This is a genomic window from Streptomyces sp. PKU-EA00015, assembly GCF_013387495.1.
In the GTDB taxonomy this organism is placed as follows: domain Bacteria; phylum Actinomycetota; class Actinomycetes; order Streptomycetales; family Streptomycetaceae; genus Streptomyces.
In genome coordinates, this window is the sequence record NZ_JABZEE010000048.1 from 1 (window position 1) to 20019 (window position 20019).

Here is a 20019-nt window from a genome sequence, read left to right on the forward strand (position 1 = left end):
GGGCCGGCTGCTGGTGTCGTGCGCGCTCAGGCGTCCTTGTCGCTCTGCCAGGTGTAGAACTGCGTGGCCATCGCGTCCTTCGGGCTCCGCCAGGTCTGCGGATCGTAGGGACTGACGAAGGCCGCAAGGCGTTCGCTGACGTCCCGGAACGCGGCGTGCTCGGTCACCTTGGCGATCGCCGGCCCGGGGGGCCGGTCGGCCTCGATGAGGTGGAGGTACACGTCGCCGAACTGGAACAGGCTGCGCCGCCGGACGCCGACGAGGTGCGGCAGTTCACCGCTGTCGGAGGCCGCGAACACCTCGGCGATGTCCGGCGCGGACCCGGGTGCCATACGGGCGACGATCAGTGCTTGGTGCATCGGGGGCGTCCCTTCGGATGCCGTCGGGGGGAAAGGGCCGTCAGTTCGGCGTGACCGGAGCGGTCTCGCGGACGCGGGCACGCTGCTCGATGCGGTCCCGGATCAGAGCCATCTGGATGCGGGAGTTGCGGTTGATGTTGTCGGTCATCCACGCGTCGTCCACGGGAGCGTCCGGCTTCATCGCGAAGTCCTGCGTCCAGTGCATCCGGACGCCCTGCGGCGTCTCGGCGTACGTCCACAGGATGTTCATGAACTCGAACGGTCCGGTCTCCACGCGCTTGGCGCGCACCGTGAGAGCCGCCCGGTCCGCCTCGCGCTCCGAGACCCAGCTCCAGACCTTGCCGTTCTCGTCCGGGTACATGGTCAGCCGGAACACCGTCCGGTTGCCGTCCCGTTCGAGCACCTCCACGGAGGCGTACTCGGTGAACAGCTGTGGCCAGTGGTCCACGTCGTTGGTCACCTCCCAGACCAGGTCCAGGGGCGCGTCGATGACGATCTCGTTCTCGGTGTGCCCGGCCATTTCAGGCTCCTGCCATCAGAGTGTCGTTGACGAGGTCGAGGAACTCGCGCGGTGTCTTGCAGCGGTCGGCCTCCACCGGGAGCGCCCGGCCGTACCGGTTCTCCAGCTCGCCGACGATGCCGAGCAGGCCGAGCGAGTCGAGGCCGTACGCCTCGAACGGGATGTCCGGGTTGCTGTCCATCTGGGCCGGGTCGACGGATATGCCGGCGCCCTTCTTCATCAGCGCGGACAGCTCCTCGACGGTCAGTTGTGCGGTCATGCGATCCTCCTTCACGAGAGGTTGTCGGCGTCGCGCCGGAGCACGAGCGCCGCGTTGGAACCCATCAGTCCCCGGCTCAGCACCAGTGCCGTGCGCAGCGCGGCGGGCCGTGCCGTGCCCGTCACCAGAGAGATGTCGTGACAGACGTCGAACACATGGGGGGTGGGCGGGACCAGGCCGTGCTCCAGTGAGAGCACCGCGGCGGCGACGTCGAGCACCGGCGCTCCGCAGTAGGCCCGGCCGGTGCCGGTCTTGGGCGCCGTCACCGGCACCCTGCTGCCGTGCGGGCCGAGGGCGTCGACGAGGGCCAGCGCCTCGGCGCGGTCCGCGTCCGGCAGCCCCAGCGCGTCCGCGAAGACCACGTCGATCTCCTCCGGCGCGCAGCCCGCCTCGTCGAGCGCCCCGCGGATCGCCCGGGCGAGCCCCTCGCGGGACTCCTCCCAGCGCGAGGCGCCGGTGAACGTCGCGCAGTGCCCGGCCACCTCGGCGCGCACGACCGCGCCGCGCGCGACGGCGGCGGCCTCGTCCTCGACGACGAGCATGGCGCCGCCCTCCGCGGGCACGAACCCGCACGCGTGCGCCGTGAACGGGCGGTACGCCCGATCCGGTTCGTCGGACGTGCTGAGCTCCCGGTAGCCGAGCTGGCAGACGACCGAGTACGGCGCGAGCGGCGCCTCGGCCGCGCCGACGACCACGCTGTCGGTGCCGCGCCGTACGGCCCCGGCGGCGTGCGCCAGGGCGTCGAGCCCGCCGGCCTCGTCACTGGCGACGACACCGCACGGCCCCTTGAAGCCGCCGCGAATCGAGATCTGGCCGGTGCTCGCCGCGTAGAACCAGGCGATGGACTGGTACGGGCCCACGTACGTCGAGCCCTGGCCCCACAGCCGCTGCAGCTCGCGCTGGCCGAACTCGCCTCCGCCCGACCCGGCCGCCGTGACGACCCCGACGGCGAACGGCTCCTCCTGACTCCCGGGGTTCAGCCGCGCGTCCGCCAGCGCCATGTCGGCGGCCGCCATCGCGAAGTGGGTGAACCGGTCCGTCTGGACCAGGAACCGCTGCTCGACCAGCGCCTGCGGGTCGAAACCCCGCACCTCGCCCGCGACGCGCAGCGGCAGGTGTTCGCAGCCCTCGCGGGTGACGCGGTCGAGCGCGCTGATCCCCTCGCGCGTGGCCTTCCAGAAGGCGTCGGTGCCCACGCCGCCGGGGGCGACGACTCCGATGCCGCTGATGACGGGGCGACGGCTCTGACGAGGGCTCATGGTGTCCTCCCACCTGGCCTGGTGAGCACCACCGCGGACTGGAATCCGCCGAACCCGCTGCCGACCGACAGCACGGTGCGCAGCTTCGCCTCGCGTGCCGTGCGTGGCACGTAGTCCAGGTCGCACTCGGGGTCGGGCGTCTCGTAGTTCGCTGTGGGCGGCACCGTCTGGTGGACGAGTGCCAGGACGCAGGCGACGACCTCGATCGCGCCGATCGCGCCCAGCGAGTGGCCCACCATGGATTTGATGGAGCTCATCGGCACCTCGTACGCGTGCTGCCCGAGCGACCTCTTGACCGCGGCGGTCTCGTGCCGGTCGTTCTGCTGCGTCCCGGAACCGTGGGCGTTGACGTAGTCGACGTCCGACCCGCCCAGCCGGGCGTGGTCCAGGGCGTGGTTGATGGCGCGCGCCATCTCCAGGCCCTCGCGAGTGAGACCGGTCATGTGGTGGGCGTTGCCGAAGGTGGCGTAGCCGCCGATCTCGCAGTAGACGCGGGCACCGCGGGCACGGGCGTGCTCGAGCTCCTCAAGTACGAGGACCGCGCCGCCCTCGCCCATCACGAACCCGTCGCGGTGGGCGTCGAACGGGCGCGATGCGTGCGTCGGGTCGTCGTTGTTCGGCGACGTCGCCTTGATCGCGTCGAAGCACGCCACGGTGATCGGGGAGATCGGCGAGTCCGAGGCGCCGGCGACACAGATGTCGACCCGGCCGTCCTCGATGGCGTGGAACGCGTAACCCACCGCGTCCAGCCCCGACGTGCAGCCCGTGGACACGGTCTGCACCGGTCCGTGCGCGCCTGTCAGTTCGGCTATCTCCGAGGCGAGGGCACTGGGTGAGAACGCCCGGTGGAGATGCGGCCCCGCCTCGCTGTGGTCGACGTCCCAGCGGCGGCCCGTGCTGCTGACCGCCACATAGTCGTGCTCCAGCCGGGTGGTGCCGCCGACCGCGGTGCCCATGGACACCCCGATCCGCCACGGATCCTCCCGTCCCATGTCCAGACCGGCGTCGGCGAGCGCCTCGCGCGCGGCGACCATGGCGAACTGCACGTACCGGTCGGCCCGTTGCACCTGCTGGGCGTCGAGGCCGTGGACCGCGGGATCGAAGTCGACCTCCGCGGCGATACGGGACCTGAAGCCCGCCGGGTCGAACAGGGTGATGCCCCGCGTCGCGGTCCGGCCGTCCGCGAGCAGGCCCCAGAACGCCGGGGCGCCCACGCCTCCGGGTGCGACGATGCCGACACCGGTCACCGCCACACGTCGGTTCACGAAACCGCTCCCGTGGGCTCGGAGGGCCGTCCCGCCGCGGTGCCCTCCGCGGCGGGGGTCTCCTCCGTGTCGACGTGCCCGAGCTCCGGGCGCGGGGCCAGCGGCCCCAGGTGGAAGACCATGCGGGCCTCGGTGCGGCCCACGTTGCGGAACCGGTGGCGCACGTACGGGGGGATCATCAGCCCCTGGTCGGTCCGGATCGGGTGCGTCTCGCCGTCCAGATCGACCTCGAGATCGCCGGCGACCACGTACACGAACTCCTCCGAGTACGGGTGGTAGTGCTCGCCGATGCGGTCTCCGGGTTCGACGATCGCGAGACCCATGAAGCCGCTCGTCGCCCCCACCACGGTGGGCGTGAGCATGGCGCGCAGGTCACCACCGCGCCGGCGGTTGGGCTGGGTCTCGCTGAGGTCGACGATGCGGTGCTTTGTGCTCATGACTGTTTCCTCCACAGGGCCGGAAGTCGGGAGCCGCGGTCTGCGGCGCCCGGCTCCGCTCGGACGGGCGCGGTTCAGGAAGCGTGGCGGTCGGTGATCAGACGCATGTCGGCGCTTTCCAGGAGGCGCGCCGCCACCTTCTCGTCGGTGAGCGACCCGTCCACACCGAGAACTTCGAGATCGAGCAGGCGCGCCAGCACGTCGGCCTTGCGGGGGCCGCGCGCGCCGAGGGCGAGCAGCGGGTCGGTGTCCAGCGGACCGCGTGCGTCGACGAGCCGTACGACGATGTCGTCGCGCTGGAAGACGGTGCTGCTGTCGATGAGCCCTGCGGGAACGTCCGCGGCGGCCTCGTCCTGCTGGGCCAGCAGCTTGGCCAGCGCCATGCCGCACCCCTTCTTGGCCGGGTAGTACAGGCCGTGCCGCACGACGTCCTGCGGCCTGCCGCCGGTCGTGGCCAGGTGGTGGACGGCAGGGAGAGCCGCGCGCGTGAAGAACACGCGTGCCGACTTCGGGTCGTCGAGGTCGCGGTCCTGCTCCAGATACGGGTTGATGGCCTCTTCCACCGCCCGCACCTCGGGCTGGCGGGCCACGTGCCGCAGTGCCGCCAGCAGGTCACCCTGCACCTCCACGGTCCGCACGACGCGGTTGCCGTGCATGAAGAGGGAGGTGCGGCGCAGCCGGGTGGTGTCGTCGACCCGGGCCTCGGGCGAGGTGTATCCCGCGAGGATCTCGGCGACCTTGTGCTCGCAGTCCGGCCTGACCGTGAAGGTGAGGGCGTGGCGTACCACGCCGTCACCGACGCGGGGCGCCGGCTGCGTGCCCGTGCGGCGCTTTTGCGAGACCGGGGTGCGTGCCCCGTCCGTCTCGCGCAGCACGCTGTAACGGAAGGACCGGGTATCGCGCACACAGTCGTGGAGCGGCTGGACGGTCTCCAGGTGCTCCTCGCTGTTCACCCAGGCGAGGAACGGCGGAGCGCTCTCCCATTCGCTGGTGATCAGCCATTGGGACGGGTTCTCTATGGACTGGCACAGTTGGTCGGAGATGTGGCCGGGGACGGACGCCACCTGGTGCCGCATGTGCTCGTAGGCGGCGAGGAACTGCTGCTGTGCCCCGTCGTAAAGATCGAGCATCAGTACCACGCGCAGCCGGGAGCCGTCGAAGGCCGACTGGGATATACGTTCGGACAGCGTCGTCATGGTCACGCCTCTCCTTGGACAGTGAGCCCGCCACACCCGCGTACGACATCGGTCCTCGGAAGATCCCGAGCATGAGATCCGGTGCGTACGGTCCGTCGATCGCCGTCAACGGCTGTGGCGGTCCGGTCTCGATCCTCGCCACGTACCACCGGTGGCGCGAGATGTGTGAACCAGGTGGGTGAAGCGGCGACCCGAAGCGCCTTCCCGCGGGCATGGAAACGTCGTTACTTCCCGGCGGCCGCAGCAGGAGCTGATCGATGCAACAACAGGCTGAAGTACGCGTCCCTGTCCTCGTCGTGGGCGGCTCCCTGGTGGGCCTGTCCACGTCCCTCTTCCTCGGCCGGCTCGGCATCGAGCACATGCTGGTCGAGCGACATGCGGGCACCTCGATGCACCCACGCGGCCGCGGCAACAACGTGCGCACCATGGAGCTGTTCCGCACGGCCGGCGTGGACGATCCCATCCGTGAAGCCGGCCGGGTCCTCGCCGAGAACCACGGCATCCTCCAGACGCCCTCGCTGACCGGCGGTGGCGGCGAATGGCTGATCAAGGAGGTGCAGCACAGCAGCGGCGCGTCCCGCTTCAGCCCGGCCCCCTGGTGCGTGTGCAGCCAGAACGACCTGGAGCCGGTGCTCCTGGAGTACGCCACGAAGTACGGCGGCGATCTGCGGTTCTCCACCGAACTGCGCTCCTTCGAACAGGACGACGGGGGCGTCACGGCGGTCGTCGAGGACCGGATGACGGGCCGGCTCGGCACCGTGCGCGCGGACTACCTCGTCGCCGCCGACGGGCCGCGCAGCCCGGTGCGCGAACGGCTCGGCATCGGCCGGTCGGGGCCGGGCGACCTGTTCCACAACGTGAGCATCACATTCCGCTCGCGCGGCCTCGCGGCCGTGGTCGGGGACCGCCGCTTCATCGTCTGCTACCTCACCGACCCGGCGGCCGACGGCGCCCTGCTGCCGGTGGACAACGCCGAGAGCTGGGTGTTCCACGCGCCGTGGCAGCCCCAGACCGGCGAGACGCTCGAGGACTTCACCGACGAGCGCTGCATCGCGCACATCCGCCGCGCCACCGGCGCCCTCGACCTGGACGTCGAGATCACCGGCAAGGCGCCCTGGCACGCCGCCGAGCGGGTCGCCGAACGGTACGCCGACCGCCGTGTCTTCCTCGCGGGCGACTCCGCGCACGAGATGTCCCCGACCGGCGCGTTCGGCTCCAACACCGGTATCCAGGACGCCCACAACCTCGCCTGGAAACTCGCCGCCGTCCTGCGCGGCCACGCGGGCCCCGGCCTGCTGGACACCTACGACGCCGAGCGCCGGCCGGTCGCGGTGGCCACCAGCAAGCGGGCCTCCGTCCGCTCCGAGGAGCACAGCCACCCCGGCTACGCGCCCGCCCCCGGCGGCGGCGGAAAGCAGAGCGGAATGCTGACGGTCGCCCTCGGCTACCGCTACCGCAGCGGTGCGGTCCTGGGCGCCGACCCCGAAGTGCCCATCGTTCCCCAGGGGCTGCAGCTCACGGGTGAACCCGGCAGCCGCGCACCGCACCTGTGGGTGCGCCGCGGCGGCGAGAGCGGCATGGTGTCCACCCTCGACCTCTACGAGCGCTCCTTCGTCCTGCTGACGGACGCGGGCCCCGGCGGCGGCGCCTGGCACGCGGCCGGGGTGGACGCCGCCGCCCGGCTGCGCGTCCCGCTCGACGTGTACCGCATCGGCGAGGGCCCCGGTGCCGACCTGGTGCCCGAGACCGGCGTCGACTGGCGGGCCGCGCACGGTACGACCGGCGAAGGAGCCCTCCTCGTACGGCCGGACGGCTTCGTCGCCTGGCGCTCGCCGGGCTCCGTACCCGACCCCGAAGCCGTGCTGTCCGACGTGCTGGAGTCGGTGCTCCACCGTTCGCCGACGGGGCGTGGCTGAGCCGCGCACGCCTGATAGCGTCCGAGGGGAGGCGGCTTGCCGCCTCCCCTTTCCCGTGCCGGAGCCCGGCCGGAAGGGCACCCGGCAAGGAGCCGGGGACTGTTCCGCGGGTCCCGCCCGCGTGAACACCCGGGGCCGTACGGCCGTACTCCTCGCCGGCAACGACACCGGACCACCGTCCCGGCCGGGCACCGACCGCGCCGGCCGGGCAGGAAGGGACACGCTGTGACAGCTTCACCCGCGAAGGACCGGCAGGCCGCCCTCCGCACCGAACTGGAACGCCGCAACCCGGGCGAGCCCGAGTTCCACCAGGCGGCCCGGGAGGTTCTGGAGAGCCTGGACCCCGTGTTCGCCGCGCGTCCCGAGTGCGCGGAGCCGGGGCTCGTCGAGCGGCTCTGCGAGCCCGAGCGGCAGATCATGTTCCGGGTGCCCTGGCAGGACGATCACGGCGCGGTCCACGTGAACCGGGGATTCCGGGTGGAGTTCAACAGCGCGCTCGGCCCGTACAAGGGCGGGCTGCGCTTCCACCCCTCGGTCAACCTCGGTGTCGTGAAGTTCCTCGGCTTCGAGCAGATCTTCAAGAACGCCCTCACCGGACTCGGCATCGGCGGCGGCAAGGGCGGCAGCGACTTCGACCCGCGCGGCCGCTCGGACGCCGAAGTCATGCGCTTCTGTCAGTCGTTCATGACGGAACTCCACCGGCACATCGGCGAGCACACCGATGTGCCGGCGGGTGACATCGGGGTGGGCACCCGCGAGATCGGCTACCTCTTCGGCCAGTACCGGCGCATCACCAACCGCTGGGAGGCGGGGGTGCTCACCGGCAAGGGACTCGCGTGGGGCGGCTCCGCGTTCCGCACCGAGGCGACCGGCTACGGCAGCGTGCTGTTCGCCGCCGAGATGCTGAGCCTGCGCGGCGAGGAACTCGCGGGCCTGACGGCTGTGGTCTCCGGCTCCGGCAACGTCGCCGTCCACACGATCGAGAAGCTGACGAGCAGCGGCGCGCACCCGGTCACCTGCTCCGACTCCCAGGGCTGCGTCGTCGACGAGAAGGGCATCGACGTCGAACTCCTCAAGCAGGTCAAGGAGGTCGAACGGGGACGCGTCAGCGACTACGCGGACCGCCGCGGGTCCTCCGCCCGCTATGTGCCCGGCGGCAGCGTGTGGGACGTGCCGGCCGACATCGCGTTCCCCTCGGCCACCCAGAACGAACTGGACGCGCAGCACGCCCTCACGCTCGTCCGCAACGGCGTGCGCGCGGTCTCCGAAGGCGCCAACATGCCCTGCACCCCCGAGGCGGTGCGCATCCTCCAGGACGCGGGTGTCGCCCTCGGCCCCGGCAAGGCGGCCAACGCCGGCGGCGTCGCGGTCAGCGCCCTGGAGATGCGCCAGAACGCCTCCCGCGACTCCTGGACGCCCGCGCGCATGGAGAAGGAACTCGGCCTGATCATGAGCGACATCCACCGCATCTGCTACGAGACGTCCGAGCGCTATGGCGTCCCCGGCGACTACGTGACCGGCGCGAACATCGCGGGCTTCGAGCGCGTCGCGGACGCGATGCTGGCCCAGGGCCTGGTCTGATCCGTCCGGGGCTCGGCCCCCGGCCCGCCAGATGCAGGAGGCGGGCCTGGGGCGGAGCACCCGGTTCGGCGGAGTTCAGCAGGTTTCGCGGACGTGACCCGGCTCGCCCGCGGGGTGCACGTCGCGGTCGCGCAGCACGACGGACAGGCGCGGCCATGTGCGGCACGCGGTGGCGAAGTCCTCCTGCTCGTACTCGACGTCGAACACGCGACCGTCGTACGCGCGCGTGAAGCGGGGGCACTCCTCGTAGCGCGCGCACTCCTCCACGAGCGCGAAGTCGAAGCCGATGTCCTCGTGCCCATCGAGCAGTTCGGCGGTGTTCTTCTGGGCGATCGCGAGCCCCCGCGCGTGGGCCCGGTCCGCCAGCAGCCGGGCGAAGGCGATGGCGTCGGCCTCGCTGAGGAGGCCGTCCGAGCGGGTGTACGAGTCGAGGTTGTCGGGCTCGACCGCGTCGAATCCGCGCTCTGCGCAACCGTCGATCCACGGCCCCACGACACCGAGCAGCGAGCGGCGCTTGGCGGCCGAGGAGAGGTCGAGCAGCGGCTCGTCCCAGTCCTCGTCGACGACCAACTCGCCGTCGCGCCCGTGCAGCAGCAGGTCCGGGTGCTTCTTCCGCCACCAGGCGACGGCGGCCCCGGGTTGTGTCTGGAAGGCGTTGACGTAGCAGATGTTGTACAGGCCCGGCACGGGCTCGGCGCCCCGGTCGCGGGAGACGGCCTCGACGTCGTCGGTCGGCCGATAGGCGCCGCCCAACTGGTAGTCGAACACCGCGCCCGCCGCCGGACGGCGGACGCCGTCCTCGTCGGGACCGGGCGCCGTGGGACGCGGACGGGGGTCCGTGGTCGCGGAGCACGCGCTCAGCAGCATCAGCAGGACGGCGGCGGTGGCCGCGGCGCGGGTCCTGGGCAACGGGCGCATCAGTTCCCTGCTCCGGGGTCCGCGGCTCGACCAGCGGGCATGATCCCCGGCTGCGCGACGAGCGCGAGCACCTCGGCCTCCGCCTGCCCTGCGGGCACTCCCGCCGCGATGAGCGTCGTGACGGCGGTCGCCCGCCCGTCGTCCTTCCAGGCACCGGTGTTGACGCTCTCCAGCAGCGAGAGTGTCAGGGACTCGAGGGCCGCGCTCAGCGCGGGCGCCGGGACGGGGGAGGGGAACACCCCGGCCGCCCGGCCACGTTCCAGGATCGTCTGCACCGTCGTGCGCGTGGGGGACAGGATCCCGGTGACACGCTCGACGCCCAGGTCACGCCGTGCCAGGGCGATCAGCATGCGGTAGCGGTCGCCGACCGGCCACATCGTCAGCACGAAACGGGCGAGCGCGCGCTCCGCGGTCTCGCCCGGGGCGCTCGTCGCCGCGAACGTACCGACCGCCTCCCGCAGTGCCGCGGCGGCCTCGTCGGCGAGCGCCTCGAGCAGCGCCCGGCGGCCGGGGAAGTGGCCGTAGACGGTGCGGCGCACGACACCCGCGGCCCGCGCGATCTCCTCGAGCGTGGTGTCCGGGCTGAAGCCCAGTTCGCTGCGTGCGACGGCGAGGATGCGGGCGCGGTTGGAGCGGGAATTGCGCCTCAGCGGCTCGCGGGCGGCGGGCTTCGTCACAGCAGTACCTCGGGGCCAAGGTCGCGCGGCGGGTCCCGCGGACGGATCTTCATGGTGGCACGGGCGGGGCGGCCGCCCAAGAAGCCCACCGCCGCCCGCAGACGGTTCCGGCGCATGCGGCGGCCGGCCGGCACCGGGCCACGGAGATGTCCGGGCGGCCCGTGATCGTCACGGTCTTCCGGCGGACGGCAAACGGCGGCCGGACGACGGGCGTCGCCGGCGTTGTCGGAGTCGACGTGGGAGACCGGCTCGTCGGGGGCCGGAGCCGTACACGAGGCCGCGCGCCGCCCTCGGGCGGGGCCGCTCACCGGTCGGAGCCGGACCTCTTCGTTCCGGACGCCGTCGAACCGCGGACCACCAGCTCGGGCATGAACACGAACTCGCTGTGGGGAGCCGGCGTCCCGCCGACCTCCTCCAGCAGCGCACGGACCGCGGCCTGGCCCATGGCCTGAACGGGCTGGCGGATCGTGGTCAGCGGGGGATCGGTGAACGCTATGAGCGGCGAGTCGTCGAAGCCGACCACCGAGATGTCCTTCGGCACGTGCAGCCCCTGCTGCCGCGCCGCTCGGATCGCGCCGAGCGCCATCATGTCGCTCGCGCACACGATGGCCGTGCAGCCGCGCGCGATGAGCCCGGAGGCAGCCGCCTGGCCGCCCTCCAGCGTGTAGAGCGAGTGCTGGATCAGCTCCTGCGACTCCTCGGGGGACAGGCCCAGCCGCTCCTTCATCGCCGTCTGGAAGCCCTCTATCTTGCGCAGCACGGGCACGAACCGCCTGGGGCCGAGGGCCAGGCCGATCCGGGTGTGGCCGAGCGAGACGAGGTGGGTGACCGCCAGCTGCATGGCGGCCCGGTCGTCGGGAGAGACGAAGGGCGCCTGCACCTTGGAGGAGAAGCCGTTTACCAGGACGTACGGCACGCCCTGGGCGCGCAGCCGGTCGTAGCGCTCCATGTCGGCGGTGGTGTCGGCGTGCAGGCCGGAGACGAAGATGATCCCGGAGACGCCCCGGTCGACCAGCATCTCGGTCAGCTCGTCCTCGGTGGAGCCGCCGGGCGTCTGGGTGGCGAGGACGGGGGTGTACCCCTGGCGGGTCAGCGCCTGGCCGATCACCTGCGCCAGGGCGGGGAAGATGGGGTTGTCCAGCTCGGGGGTTATCAGGCCGACCAGGCCCGCGCTGCGCTGGCGCAGCCGCACGGGCCGTTCGTAGCCGAGCACGTCGAGTGCGGCAAGGACGGACTCACGGGTGGCCGCGGCCACACCGGGCTTGCCGTTGAGCACGCGGCTGACTGTGGCTTCACTGACCCCCGCCTGGGCTGCGATGTCGGCGAGCCGCGCGGTCATGTCAGGACTGTACCGGTCGTATGGAGGATTGCCCACCACGCACGGGATTCAGTCGGTTCCGGGGCGACGACGCAAGAACCGGATCAGGGACCTGCAAAGCCTTGCGGGCCCCTTGCGGATGCCTTGCAGTGGGGCGCACCCTGTGTCGGGACCGGCGTCAAGCGATCCGACGGCAACTCTCCGGACACGCGAATGTAACGATCACCCGTCCTTGCAGAAATTTGCCGCAAGGTCTTTCCGATGCTTTTCAGCCCTGTTACGTTCCTGGCAACCCGGCGCCGCGAGGGAGCGGTCGGCGGGAGGCGCGACATCGCCTCCGCCCTTCCCGGGCAGAGTTGAAGGAGTTCACATGCGGCGTGGCATAGCGGCCACCGCGCTGGTAGCGGCACTGGCCCTCTCGGCGACGGCGTGCGGCGGGGGCAGCGGAGAGAGCAAGGCAGAGGGCCCGGTCACCATCACATGGTGGGACACCTCGAACGCGACCAACGAGGCGCCCAACTACAAGGCCCTCATCAAGGAGTTCGAGGCGGCCAACAAGGACATCACGGTCAAGTACGTGAACGTCCCCTTCGACCAGGCCCAGAACAAGTTCCAGACCGCTGCCGGCAGCAAGGGCGCCCCCGACATCATCCGTGCCGACGTCGGCTGGACCGGTGCGTGGGCGAAGCAGCAGTTCCTCGCCCCGCTCGACGGCACCGAGGCCCTGAAGAACTCCGAGGACATCACGCCCGCCCTGCTGAAGCAGGCGCAGTACGAGGGCAAGACCTACGGCGCGCCGATCGTCACCGACACCCTCGCGCTCATGTGGAACAAGGACCTCCTCAAGAAGGCGGGCTTCGAGGCGGCGCCCACCACCTGGGACGAGCTGAAGAAGGTCTCCAAGGCGGTCGCCGCCAAGACCGACGCCGACGGCTTCTGGCTGAACAAGGCCGGTTACTACCAGATGCCGTTCCTCTACGGCGAGGGCGTCGACCTCATCGACTCCGAGGGCAAGAAGATCACCGTCAACTCGGACAAGGCCGCCAAGGCCGTCGAGACGAGCAAGAGCCTGCTGGCCTCCGACGGTGTGGCCAAGCTCGACGTCTCCGCCGACGCCTACGCGCACATGCAGGACGCCTTCACGACCGGCAAGGTCGCGATGATCGTCCAGGGCCCGTGGGAACTCACCAACATCTACAAGGGCGCCGCGTTCAAGGACGCCGCGAACCTGGGCATCTCCAAGGTGCCCGCCGGCTCGACCGGCACCGCGGGCGCCCCGATCGGCGGTCACAACCTGGCGCTCTACGCCGGTTCCGACGCCGCCCACCAGAAGGCCGCGCAGAAGTTCATCGGATTCATGACCTCCGGTGAGACCCAGGCGAAGACCGCGCTGAAGAACAGCACCCTGCCCACCCGTACCTCCGCCTACACCGCCGAGGTCAAGGCGCTGCCCGGCTTCGCCGACATGCAGACCGTCCTGGCCGAGAGCGGCAAGGCGCGCGGCTCCGACCCGAGCTACAGCTCCCTGTACACCGACTTCGAGACCAACGTCACCAAGATCCTCCAGGACAAGGTGAGCGTGCAGAAGGGCCTGGACGACACCGCCGCGGCCTACAAGAAGCTGCTCCAGGACTACTCCTGAGCCCAGCGGCCGGCCCGCCCTCCTGACGGGGCGGGCCGGCCGCACAGCCGCGTCCCGACCGACTCCCGCAGTCAACTGCCGAGAAGAACGCCGAGAAGGTGCCGAAGATGACCGTCGCCGCTGAGGGCGCAACCGCCGCCGAGCGCGGGCGCGCCCCGCGCCCCGGGCGCCCCGGGCTCTTTGCCCGTATGAAGCTGTCGTACGAGAAGAACTGGTACGCCTGGGCCATGGTGGCCCCGGTCGTCCTCGTGCTCGGCGTGCTGGTGCTGTATCCGCTCGTCCGCGGCATCTACCTGTCGATGACGAACGCCGACAGCACGAACATCGGCCGCACCATCGGCGTCAACAAGATCCCGGACTCGTTCTCGTGGGTCGGCCCGGACAACTACACGGAGATCCTCTCGGGCGCCGACGGCCAGTTCTGGCCGCACTTCGTCTGGACGATCGTGTGGACCGTCGTCTGCGTCGCCTTCCACTACGGCATCGGGCTCGGCCTCGCGCTGCTGCTCAACCGCAAGCTGCGCGGCCGCACGTTCTACCGGCTCGTCCTGATCCTGCCGTGGGCCGTGCCCACCTTCGTCACCGTCTTCTCCTGGCGGCTGATCCTCGCCGACGAGGGCGGCATCCTGAACACCGCGCTCGGCTGGCTCGATCTGCCGCAGCCCGGCTGGCTCAGCGACGTCTTCTGGCAGCGGACCTCCGCCGTCATGGTCAACGTCTGGGTCGGCGTGCCCTTCATGATGGTCTCGCTGCTCGGCGGACTCCAGTCCATCAACGGCGACCTGTACGAGGCGGCCGAGATGGACGGCGCGAGCGCCTGGCAGCGCTTCCGCCACGTCACGCTGCCCGGTCTGCGCTCGGTCAGCTCCACCGTGATCCTGCTCGGCGTCATCTGGACCTTCAACCAGTTCGTCGTGATCTTCCTGCTCTTCGGCGCGACCGGCGCGCCCGAGGCGCAGATCCTCGTCACCTGGGCGTACCGCCTCGGCTTCGGTCAGGACCCGCGCGACTACGCCGGCTCGGCCGCGTACGGCGTGATCATCCTGTCGATGCTCATCGTCTTCGCCTCCTTCTACCGGCGCTGGCTCGCTCGCCACGAGCAGTCCGCCGCCTGATGCCGACAAGGACACCACCGACATGAGCACCCTCACCGAACGCCCCGCCGCAGCCCCGTCGAAGCGCCCCGCCCGTCCCGCCGACCGGGCGGGCGCCCGCCGCCGCGGCGAGCGCAGCCGCGGCGCCTCGATCGCCGTCCACGCCACGCTGATCGTCGCGAGCTTCATCGCCTTCTTCCCGGTCGGCTGGATCGCCTGGATCTCGCTCGGCCCGGACAAGACCGACTTCCTGCACCCCGACGAGATCGCCGGGAAGATCAGCTTCGAGAACTACTCGGCCGTGCTCGCCGACACCCAGTTCCTCACCTGGTTCGGCAACTCGATGATCGTGGCCCTCGGGACCTGCGTACTGGGCGTGTTCATCGCCGCCAGCTCCGGATACGCCGTCTCCCGCATGCGCTTCCCCGGCTACCGCCAGCTGATGTGGACCTTCCTGGTCACCCAGATGTTCCCCGTCGCCATCCTGATGGTGCCGCTCTACAAGATCGTTGCCGACCTGGGCCTGCTGGACACCTACGGGGCGCTCATCCTCGTCTACTGCACCACGGCCGTCCCGTACTGCGCCTGGCTGCTCAAGGGATACTTCGACACCATCCCGCACGAGATCGACGAGGCGGGCCGCGTCGACGGGCTCACCCCGTTCGGCACCTTCTACCGGCTGATCCTGCCGCTCGCCCGGCCGGGCCTGGCGGTGGCAGCCTTCTACACCTTCCTCACCGCGTGGGGCGAGGTCGCGTACGCCTCCGTCTTCATGCTCAGCGAGGGCAAGTACACGCTGTCGATCGGTCTGACCACCTTCGTCAGCCAGTACGACACCCAGTGGGACCTGATGGCCGCCACCGCGGTCCTCATCGCCCTGCCCGCGTCGCTCGTCTTCTACCTCGTCCAGCGCCATCTGGTCACCGGCCTCACCGCCGGCGCGGCGAAGTCCTGACGCGCCGCCGACCTTTCCCGTCCGCCATCTCTTACTCAGGGAAGACATGACCCAGCACCTCACTGCCCCCGCGCACACCCTCGACAGCACCCGGCCGGGCTGGTGGCGCGACGCGGTGATCTACCAGGTCTATCCGCGCAGCTTCGCCGACGGGAACGGCGACGGCATGGGCGACCTCGAAGGCGTGCGCAGCCGGCTGCCGTACCTGAAGGACCTCGGCGTCGACGCCGTCTGGCTCAGCCCCTTCTACGCCTCCCCGCAGGCCGACGCCGGGTACGACGTCGCCGACTACCGTGCCATCGACCCCATGTTCGGCTCGCTCCTCGACGCCGACGGGCTCATCCGCGACGCCCACGCCCTGGGCCTGCGCATCATCGTGGACCTCGTCCCCAACCACTCCTCCGACCAGCACGAGTGGTTCAAGCGCGCGCTGCGCGAGGGGCCCGGGTCGCCGCTGCGGGCCCGCTACCACTTCCGCCCCGGCAAGGGGGAGAACGGCGAGCTCCCGCCCAACGACTGGGAGTCCATCTTCGGCGGACCGGCGTGGACGCGCACCGAGGACGGCGAGTGGTACCTCCACCTGTTCGCGCCCGAGCAGCCCGACTTCAACTGGGAACACCCCGCCGTCGCCGACGAGTTCCGCTCCATCCTGCGCTTCTGGCTCGACATGGGCGTCGACGGCTTCCGCGTCGACGTCGCCCACGGTCTGGTCAAGGCCGACGGCCTGCCCGACCTCGGCAGCCACGACCAGCTCAAGCTGCTCGGCAACGACGTCATGCCCTTCTTCGACCAGGACGGCGTGCACGCGATCTACCGCAGCTGGCGCAAGATCCTCGACGAGTACCCCGGCGAGCGGATCGCCGTCGCCGAGGCGTGGACGCCGACCGTGGAGCGCACCGCGAACTACGTGCGCCCCGACGAGCTGCACCAGGCGTTCAACTTCCAGTACCTCGGCACCCCGTGGGACGCCGACGAGCTGCGTGCCGTGATCGACCTCTCGCTGGCGGCCATGCGGCCCGTCGGCGCCCCCGCCACCTGGGTGCTGTCCAACCACGACGTCACCCGGCACACCACCCGCTTCGCCAACCCGGCGGGACTCGGCACCCAGATCCGCACGGCCGGCGACCGTGAGCTGGGCCTGCGCCGGGCCCGCGCGGCGACGCTGCTGATGCTCGCACTGCCCGGCTCCGCGTACATCTACCAGGGCGAGGAGCTGGGTCTGCCCGACGTCACCGACCTGCCCGACGAGGTGCGCCAGGACCCGTCGTTCTTCCGCGCGGCCGGCCAGGACGGTTTCCGCGACGGCTGCCGCGTGCCGATCCCGTGGACCGTCGAGGGCTCCTCGTACGGCTTCGGCAGCGGCGGCAGCTGGCTGCCGCAGCCCGACGGCTGGGCCGCGCTCAGCGTCGAGGCGCAGACCGGCGACCCCGACTCCACGCTGGAGCTGTACCGCAGCGCCCTCGCGGTGCGCCGCGCACGGCCGGAGCTCGGCGCGGGCGACGCGGTGGAGTGGCTGGACGCCCCCGACGGCGTGCTCGTCCTGCGCCGCGGCGGCTTCGTCTGCGTCGCCAACACCACGTCCGAGCCCGTCACTCTGCCGGCCTACGGGCAGTTGCTGCTGGCCAGTTCGACGGTGAAGGTCACCGGCGAGGCGGCCGAGGTGCCCGCCGACACCACCGCCTGGTGGGCGGTGTGACGGTCCCTCCGCCTCGGGGCGACGCCGCGCACGCCGTCCCGAGGCTCGCCGACCTCGCCCTCCAGGCAGGGGTCAGCGAAGCCACCGTCAGCCGGGTGCTCAACGGCAAGGCGGGTGTCGCCGCCACGACCAGGCACCGGGTGCTGGCCGCGCTCGACGTGCTCGGCTACGAGCGGCCCGTGCGGCTCAAGCGGCGCAGCGCCGGACTGGTCGGGCTCGTCATCCCCGAGCTGACCAATCCGATCTTCCCGGCGTTCGCGCAGGTCATCGAGCAGGTACTGGCCGGGCACGGGTACACGCCCGTGCTGTGCACGCAGATGCCGGGCGGTGCCACCGAGGACGAGCTCGTGGAGCAGTTGGAGGAACGCGGCGTCACGGGCATCGTGTTCCTGTCCGGGCTGCACGCCGACACCTCGGCCGACCCGTCGCGCTATGTGCAACTCGCTTCCCGGGGCGTGCCGTTCGTCCTCATCAACGGTTTCAACGAGCGGGTCGACGCGCACTTCGTCTCGCCCGACGACCGCTCGGCGGCGCGCATGGCGGTGCGCCATCTCGTGGAGCTGGGGCACGAACGCATCGGCCTCGCCGTCGGCCCCACCCGGTATGTTCCCTCCCGGCGCAAGGCCGAGGGATTCACGGCGGCCCTCCACTCGCTGCTGGGCATACCCCACGAGGAGGCCCAGCACCTCATACGCCGCACGCTGTTCTCGGTGGAGGGCGGCCAAGTGGCCGCCGGCGCACTGCTCGACGCGGGCTGCACCGGCATCGTGTGCGGCAGCGACCTGATGGCGCTCGGCGCGATCCGCGCCGTGCGCGGGCGCGGCCTCGACGTGCCGCGCGACGTCTCGGTGGTCGGCTTCGACGACTCGCCGCTGATCGCGTTCACGGATCCGCCGCTCACGACGGTGCGTCAGCCCGTGCAGGCGATGGCGACGGCCGCGGTGGACGCGCTGATCGAGGAGATCGACGGAAATCCCGTACAGCGCACGGAGTTCGTCTTCCAGCCGGAGCTCGTGGTGCGCGGCTCCACGGGCGCTCCCTCCGGCCACGGCGCCTGACGGGGGATCGGTCCGGCCGGCCGGGCGCGTAGGGCCCGGCACGGACCGGGACCCCCGGCCGGCGCGAACCCCGTGGAAGCCACCCGCTCGGGGTGACCGCCAGCGGCCCTGCCGGATCCACGGCCCGCGTAAGGGGCCGGTCCGGAGACGTGGTTGAACGTAACACCGCTGCAATGACTTGCGAAAGAGTTTGCGGACACGGAACGGCCACGTTTCCCGGTTGTCACCCCGCCCGTCATGAACCCCTGTCCAGAGGGTTGACCGGGTCGCGCGGCGGGTCGTACGGTCTCGACCGCAACGAGTTTCAGTCTTCTTGCACAAGAATTCTCAAAAGGCCTTGCGGGCACGGCGCGTTGACCGTACGAGGCTGCCCCCTCGCATCCGCACCTCCCTGAAGAGCAGGAGGAATCATGGCCCGCAGAACCGTGGCCGCTGCACTCGCCGTCCTGGCGGGAGCCGCTGCGGCCGTCACGGCCCCCGCACCGGCCCAGGCCGCGCCGCCCGGCGACAAGGACGTCACCGCCGTGATGTTCGAGTGGAAGTTCGCGTCCGTGGCCAAGGCCTGTACGGACCAGCTCGGTCCGGCAGGCTACGGGTACGTCCAGGTCTCGCCGCCCCAGGAGCACGTCCAGGGCCCGCAGTGGTGGACGTCGTACCAGCCCGTCAGCTACAAGATCGCCGGCCGCCTCGGCGACCGGACCGCCTTCAAGAACATGATCGACACGTGTCACGCGGCAGGCGTGAAGGTGGTCGCCGACACCGTGGTCAACCACATGGCGGCCGGCTCGGGCACCGGCACCGGCGGCTCCTCGTACGGGAAGTACGACTACCCGGGGCTGTACTCCTGGTACGACCTGAACAACTGCACCGCGCAGATCAGCAACTACCAGGACCGCTGGAACGTGCAGGAGTGCGAGCTCGTCGGGCTCGCCGACCTGGACACCGGCGAGGAGTACGTCCGCACGAAGATCGCCGGCTACATGAACGACCTGCTGTCGCTCGGTGTCGACGGCTTCCGTATCGACGCCGCCAAGCACATGGCCGCCGGCGACCTCGCGGCCGTCAAGGCCAAGCTGACGAACCCGTCCGTGTACTGGAAGCAGGAGGCCATCCACGGCGCAGGCGAGGCGGTCTCGCCCGCCGAGTACCTCGGCAACGGCGACGTGCAGGAGTTCCGCTACGCACGCGACCTCAAGCGTGTCTTCCAGAACGAGAACCTCGCCTACCTGAAGAACTACGGCGAGGGCTGGGGCTACATGGAGTCCGCCAAGTCCGCCGTCTTCGTCGACAACCACGACACCGAGCGCGGTGGCGACACGCTCAACTACAAGAACGGCGCCGACTACACCCTGGCAGGCGTCTTCATGCTGGCCTGGCCGTATGGGTCGCCCGACGTGCACTCCGGCTACGAGTGGTCGGACAAGGACGCCGGACCGCCGGCCGGCGGGCACGTCAACGCCTGCTGGAGCGACGGCTGGAAGTGCCAGCACGCCTGGCGCGAGATCTCCTCCATGGTCGCCTTCCGCAACGTCTCCCGCGGCCAGTCCGTCACCAACTGGTGGGACAACGGAGGCGACCAGATCGCCTTCGGCCGCGGCTCCAAGGCGTACGTGGCCATCAACCACGAGACCTGGTCGCTCACCCGCACCTTCCAGACCTCGCTGCCGTCGGGCACCTACTGCGACGTCCAGAACAACAGGCCGGTCACGGTGAACGGCTCCGGTCAGTTCACCGCGACCCTCGGCCCCAACACCGCGGTCGCGCTGCACGCCGGCGCACGCTCCTGCGGCTGACGTCCGCACTCCCGCCGCCCCGCTCCTCCTCCCCGGAGCGGGGCGGCACTCCGCACCCGTTCACATCTCATCCAGG

Annotated in this window: 17 protein-coding genes and 1 pseudogene; 8 read left to right on the forward strand and 10 right to left on the reverse strand. The window is 71.0% G+C overall.

Features of this window, described 5'->3' with window-relative positions:
- Positions 1–26: 26 nt before the first annotated feature.
- From HW130_RS26570 to HW130_RS26600, 7 genes are all read right to left on the reverse strand, one after another.
- Positions 27–359, reverse strand: a complete 333-nt coding sequence (locus HW130_RS26570) for a TcmI family type II polyketide cyclase (protein WP_177152252.1) — start codon at positions 357–359, stop codon at positions 27–29.
- A 40-nt stretch (positions 360–399) separates the two neighbouring features.
- Positions 400–879 carry an SRPBCC family protein gene (locus HW130_RS26575; protein ID WP_177152253.1) on the reverse strand — a complete coding sequence of 160 codons (480 nt, stop codon included), beginning with the start codon at positions 877–879 and terminating at the stop codon, positions 400–402.
- A 1-nt stretch (position 880) separates the two neighbouring features.
- Entirely contained in the window at positions 881–1138 is a 258-nt protein-coding gene (locus HW130_RS26580; protein WP_177152254.1) for an acyl carrier protein, read from the reverse strand.
- An 11-nt stretch (positions 1139–1149) separates the two neighbouring features.
- On the reverse strand, positions 1150–2397 hold the full coding sequence (locus tag HW130_RS26585; protein ID WP_177152255.1) for a ketosynthase chain-length factor: 1248 nt from the start codon (positions 2395–2397) through the stop codon (positions 1150–1152).
- Entirely contained in the window at positions 2394–3662 is a 1269-nt protein-coding gene (locus HW130_RS26590; protein ID WP_177152256.1) for a beta-ketoacyl synthase, read from the reverse strand. Before HW130_RS26590 ends, HW130_RS26585 begins: the two co-directional genes overlap by 4 nt.
- Positions 3659–4099, reverse strand: coding sequence for a cupin domain-containing protein (locus tag HW130_RS26595; RefSeq protein WP_177152257.1), 441 nt, complete (start codon positions 4097–4099; stop codon positions 3659–3661). The genes HW130_RS26590 and HW130_RS26595 overlap by 4 nt, the downstream gene beginning before the upstream one ends.
- 74 nt (positions 4100–4173) lie before the next feature.
- On the reverse strand, positions 4174–5295 hold the full coding sequence (locus HW130_RS26600; RefSeq protein ID WP_177152258.1) for a SchA/CurD-like domain-containing protein: 1122 nt from the start codon (positions 5293–5295) through the stop codon (positions 4174–4176).
- Positions 5296–5552: 257 nt separating this feature from the next.
- On the opposite strand from HW130_RS26600, the gene HW130_RS26605 reads away from it, so the two are divergent.
- Together HW130_RS26605 and gdhA are read left to right on the forward strand one after the other, a co-directional pair.
- Positions 5553–7211 carry an FAD-dependent monooxygenase gene (locus HW130_RS26605; protein WP_177152259.1) on the forward strand — a complete coding sequence of 553 codons (1659 nt, stop codon included), beginning with the start codon at positions 5553–5555 and terminating at the stop codon, positions 7209–7211.
- A 225-nt stretch (positions 7212–7436) separates the two neighbouring features.
- Positions 7437–8792, forward strand: a complete 1356-nt coding sequence (gene gdhA / locus HW130_RS26610; protein WP_177152260.1) for an NADP-specific glutamate dehydrogenase — start codon at positions 7437–7439, stop codon at positions 8790–8792.
- 75 nt (positions 8793–8867) lie between these two features.
- On the opposite strand, the gene HW130_RS26615 is transcribed toward gdhA, so the two are convergent.
- The 3 genes from HW130_RS26615 to HW130_RS26625 all read right to left on the reverse strand — a co-directional run bounded on the left by HW130_RS26615 (position 8868) and on the right by HW130_RS26625 (position 11726).
- A complete protein-coding gene (locus HW130_RS26615) occupies positions 8868–9710 on the reverse strand; it encodes an endo alpha-1,4 polygalactosaminidase (RefSeq protein WP_177152261.1) in 843 nt (280 codons plus the stop codon).
- Complete coding sequence (locus tag HW130_RS26620; protein WP_177152262.1) at positions 9710–10387, reverse strand: TetR/AcrR family transcriptional regulator; 678 nt, start codon at positions 10385–10387, stop codon at positions 9710–9712. The genes HW130_RS26615 and HW130_RS26620 overlap by 1 nt, the downstream gene beginning before the upstream one ends.
- A gap of 304 nt (positions 10388–10691) precedes the next feature.
- Positions 10692–11726 (reverse strand): LacI family DNA-binding transcriptional regulator, encoded by a 1035-nt coding sequence (locus tag HW130_RS26625; RefSeq protein ID WP_177152263.1) that lies wholly within the window; start codon positions 11724–11726, stop codon positions 10692–10694.
- A 349-nt stretch (positions 11727–12075) separates the two neighbouring features.
- On the opposite strand from HW130_RS26625, the gene HW130_RS26630 reads away from it, so the two are divergent.
- From HW130_RS26630 to HW130_RS26655, 6 genes and pseudogenes are all read left to right on the forward strand, one after another.
- Entirely contained in the window at positions 12076–13347 is a 1272-nt protein-coding gene (locus tag HW130_RS26630) for an extracellular solute-binding protein (RefSeq protein ID WP_177152264.1), read from the forward strand.
- 107 nt (positions 13348–13454) lie between these two features.
- On the forward strand, positions 13455–14462 hold the full coding sequence (locus HW130_RS26635) for a carbohydrate ABC transporter permease (RefSeq protein ID WP_177152265.1): 1008 nt from the start codon (positions 13455–13457) through the stop codon (positions 14460–14462).
- Between the two features lie 22 nt (positions 14463–14484).
- Positions 14485–15396, forward strand: a complete 912-nt coding sequence (locus tag HW130_RS26640; RefSeq protein ID WP_177152266.1) for a sugar ABC transporter permease — start codon at positions 14485–14487, stop codon at positions 15394–15396.
- Positions 15397–15442: 46 nt separating this feature from the next.
- Entirely contained in the window at positions 15443–17092 is a 1650-nt protein-coding gene (locus tag HW130_RS26645; protein ID WP_177152267.1) for a glycoside hydrolase family 13 protein, read from the forward strand.
- On the forward strand, positions 17080–18150 hold the full coding sequence (locus HW130_RS26650; protein ID WP_177152268.1) for a LacI family DNA-binding transcriptional regulator: 1071 nt from the start codon (positions 17080–17082) through the stop codon (positions 18148–18150). Before HW130_RS26645 ends, HW130_RS26650 begins: the two co-directional genes overlap by 13 nt.
- A 410-nt stretch (positions 18151–18560) precedes the next feature.
- Positions 18561–19937: pseudogene (locus tag HW130_RS26655) on the forward strand (alpha-amylase family protein); the annotation flags it as partial.
- Positions 19938–20019: the final 82 nt, after the last annotated feature.

Bases quoted from the DNA above. Each gene is read 5' to 3' on its own strand.
- HW130_RS26570 (WP_177152252.1), bottom strand. From the start codon at position 359: ATGCACCAAGCACTGATCGTCGCCCGTATGGCACCCGGGTCCGCGCCG.
- HW130_RS26575 (WP_177152253.1), bottom strand. From the start codon at position 879: ATGGCCGGGCACACCGAGAACGAGATCGTCATCGACGCGCCCCTGGAC.
- HW130_RS26580 (WP_177152254.1), bottom strand. From the start codon at position 1,138: ATGACCGCACAACTGACCGTCGAGGAGCTGTCCGCGCTGATGAAGAAG.
- HW130_RS26585 (WP_177152255.1), bottom strand. From the start codon at position 2,397: ATGAGCCCTCGTCAGAGCCGTCGCCCCGTCATCAGCGGCATCGGAGTC.
- HW130_RS26595 (WP_177152257.1), bottom strand. From the start codon at position 4,099: ATGAGCACAAAGCACCGCATCGTCGACCTCAGCGAGACCCAGCCCAAC.
- HW130_RS26600 (WP_177152258.1), bottom strand. From the start codon at position 5,295: ATGACGACGCTGTCCGAACGTATATCCCAGTCGGCCTTCGACGGCTCC.
- HW130_RS26605 (WP_177152259.1), top strand. From the start codon at position 5,553: ATGCAACAACAGGCTGAAGTACGCGTCCCTGTCCTCGTCGTGGGCGGC.
- HW130_RS26615 (WP_177152261.1), bottom strand. From the start codon at position 9,710: ATGCGCCCGTTGCCCAGGACCCGCGCCGCGGCCACCGCCGCCGTCCTG.
- HW130_RS26625 (WP_177152263.1), bottom strand. From the start codon at position 11,726: ATGACCGCGCGGCTCGCCGACATCGCAGCCCAGGCGGGGGTCAGTGAA.
- HW130_RS26630 (WP_177152264.1), top strand. From the start codon at position 12,076: ATGCGGCGTGGCATAGCGGCCACCGCGCTGGTAGCGGCACTGGCCCTC.
- HW130_RS26635 (WP_177152265.1), top strand. From the start codon at position 13,455: ATGACCGTCGCCGCTGAGGGCGCAACCGCCGCCGAGCGCGGGCGCGCC.
- HW130_RS26640 (WP_177152266.1), top strand. From the start codon at position 14,485: ATGAGCACCCTCACCGAACGCCCCGCCGCAGCCCCGTCGAAGCGCCCC.
- HW130_RS26645 (WP_177152267.1), top strand. From the start codon at position 15,443: ATGACCCAGCACCTCACTGCCCCCGCGCACACCCTCGACAGCACCCGG.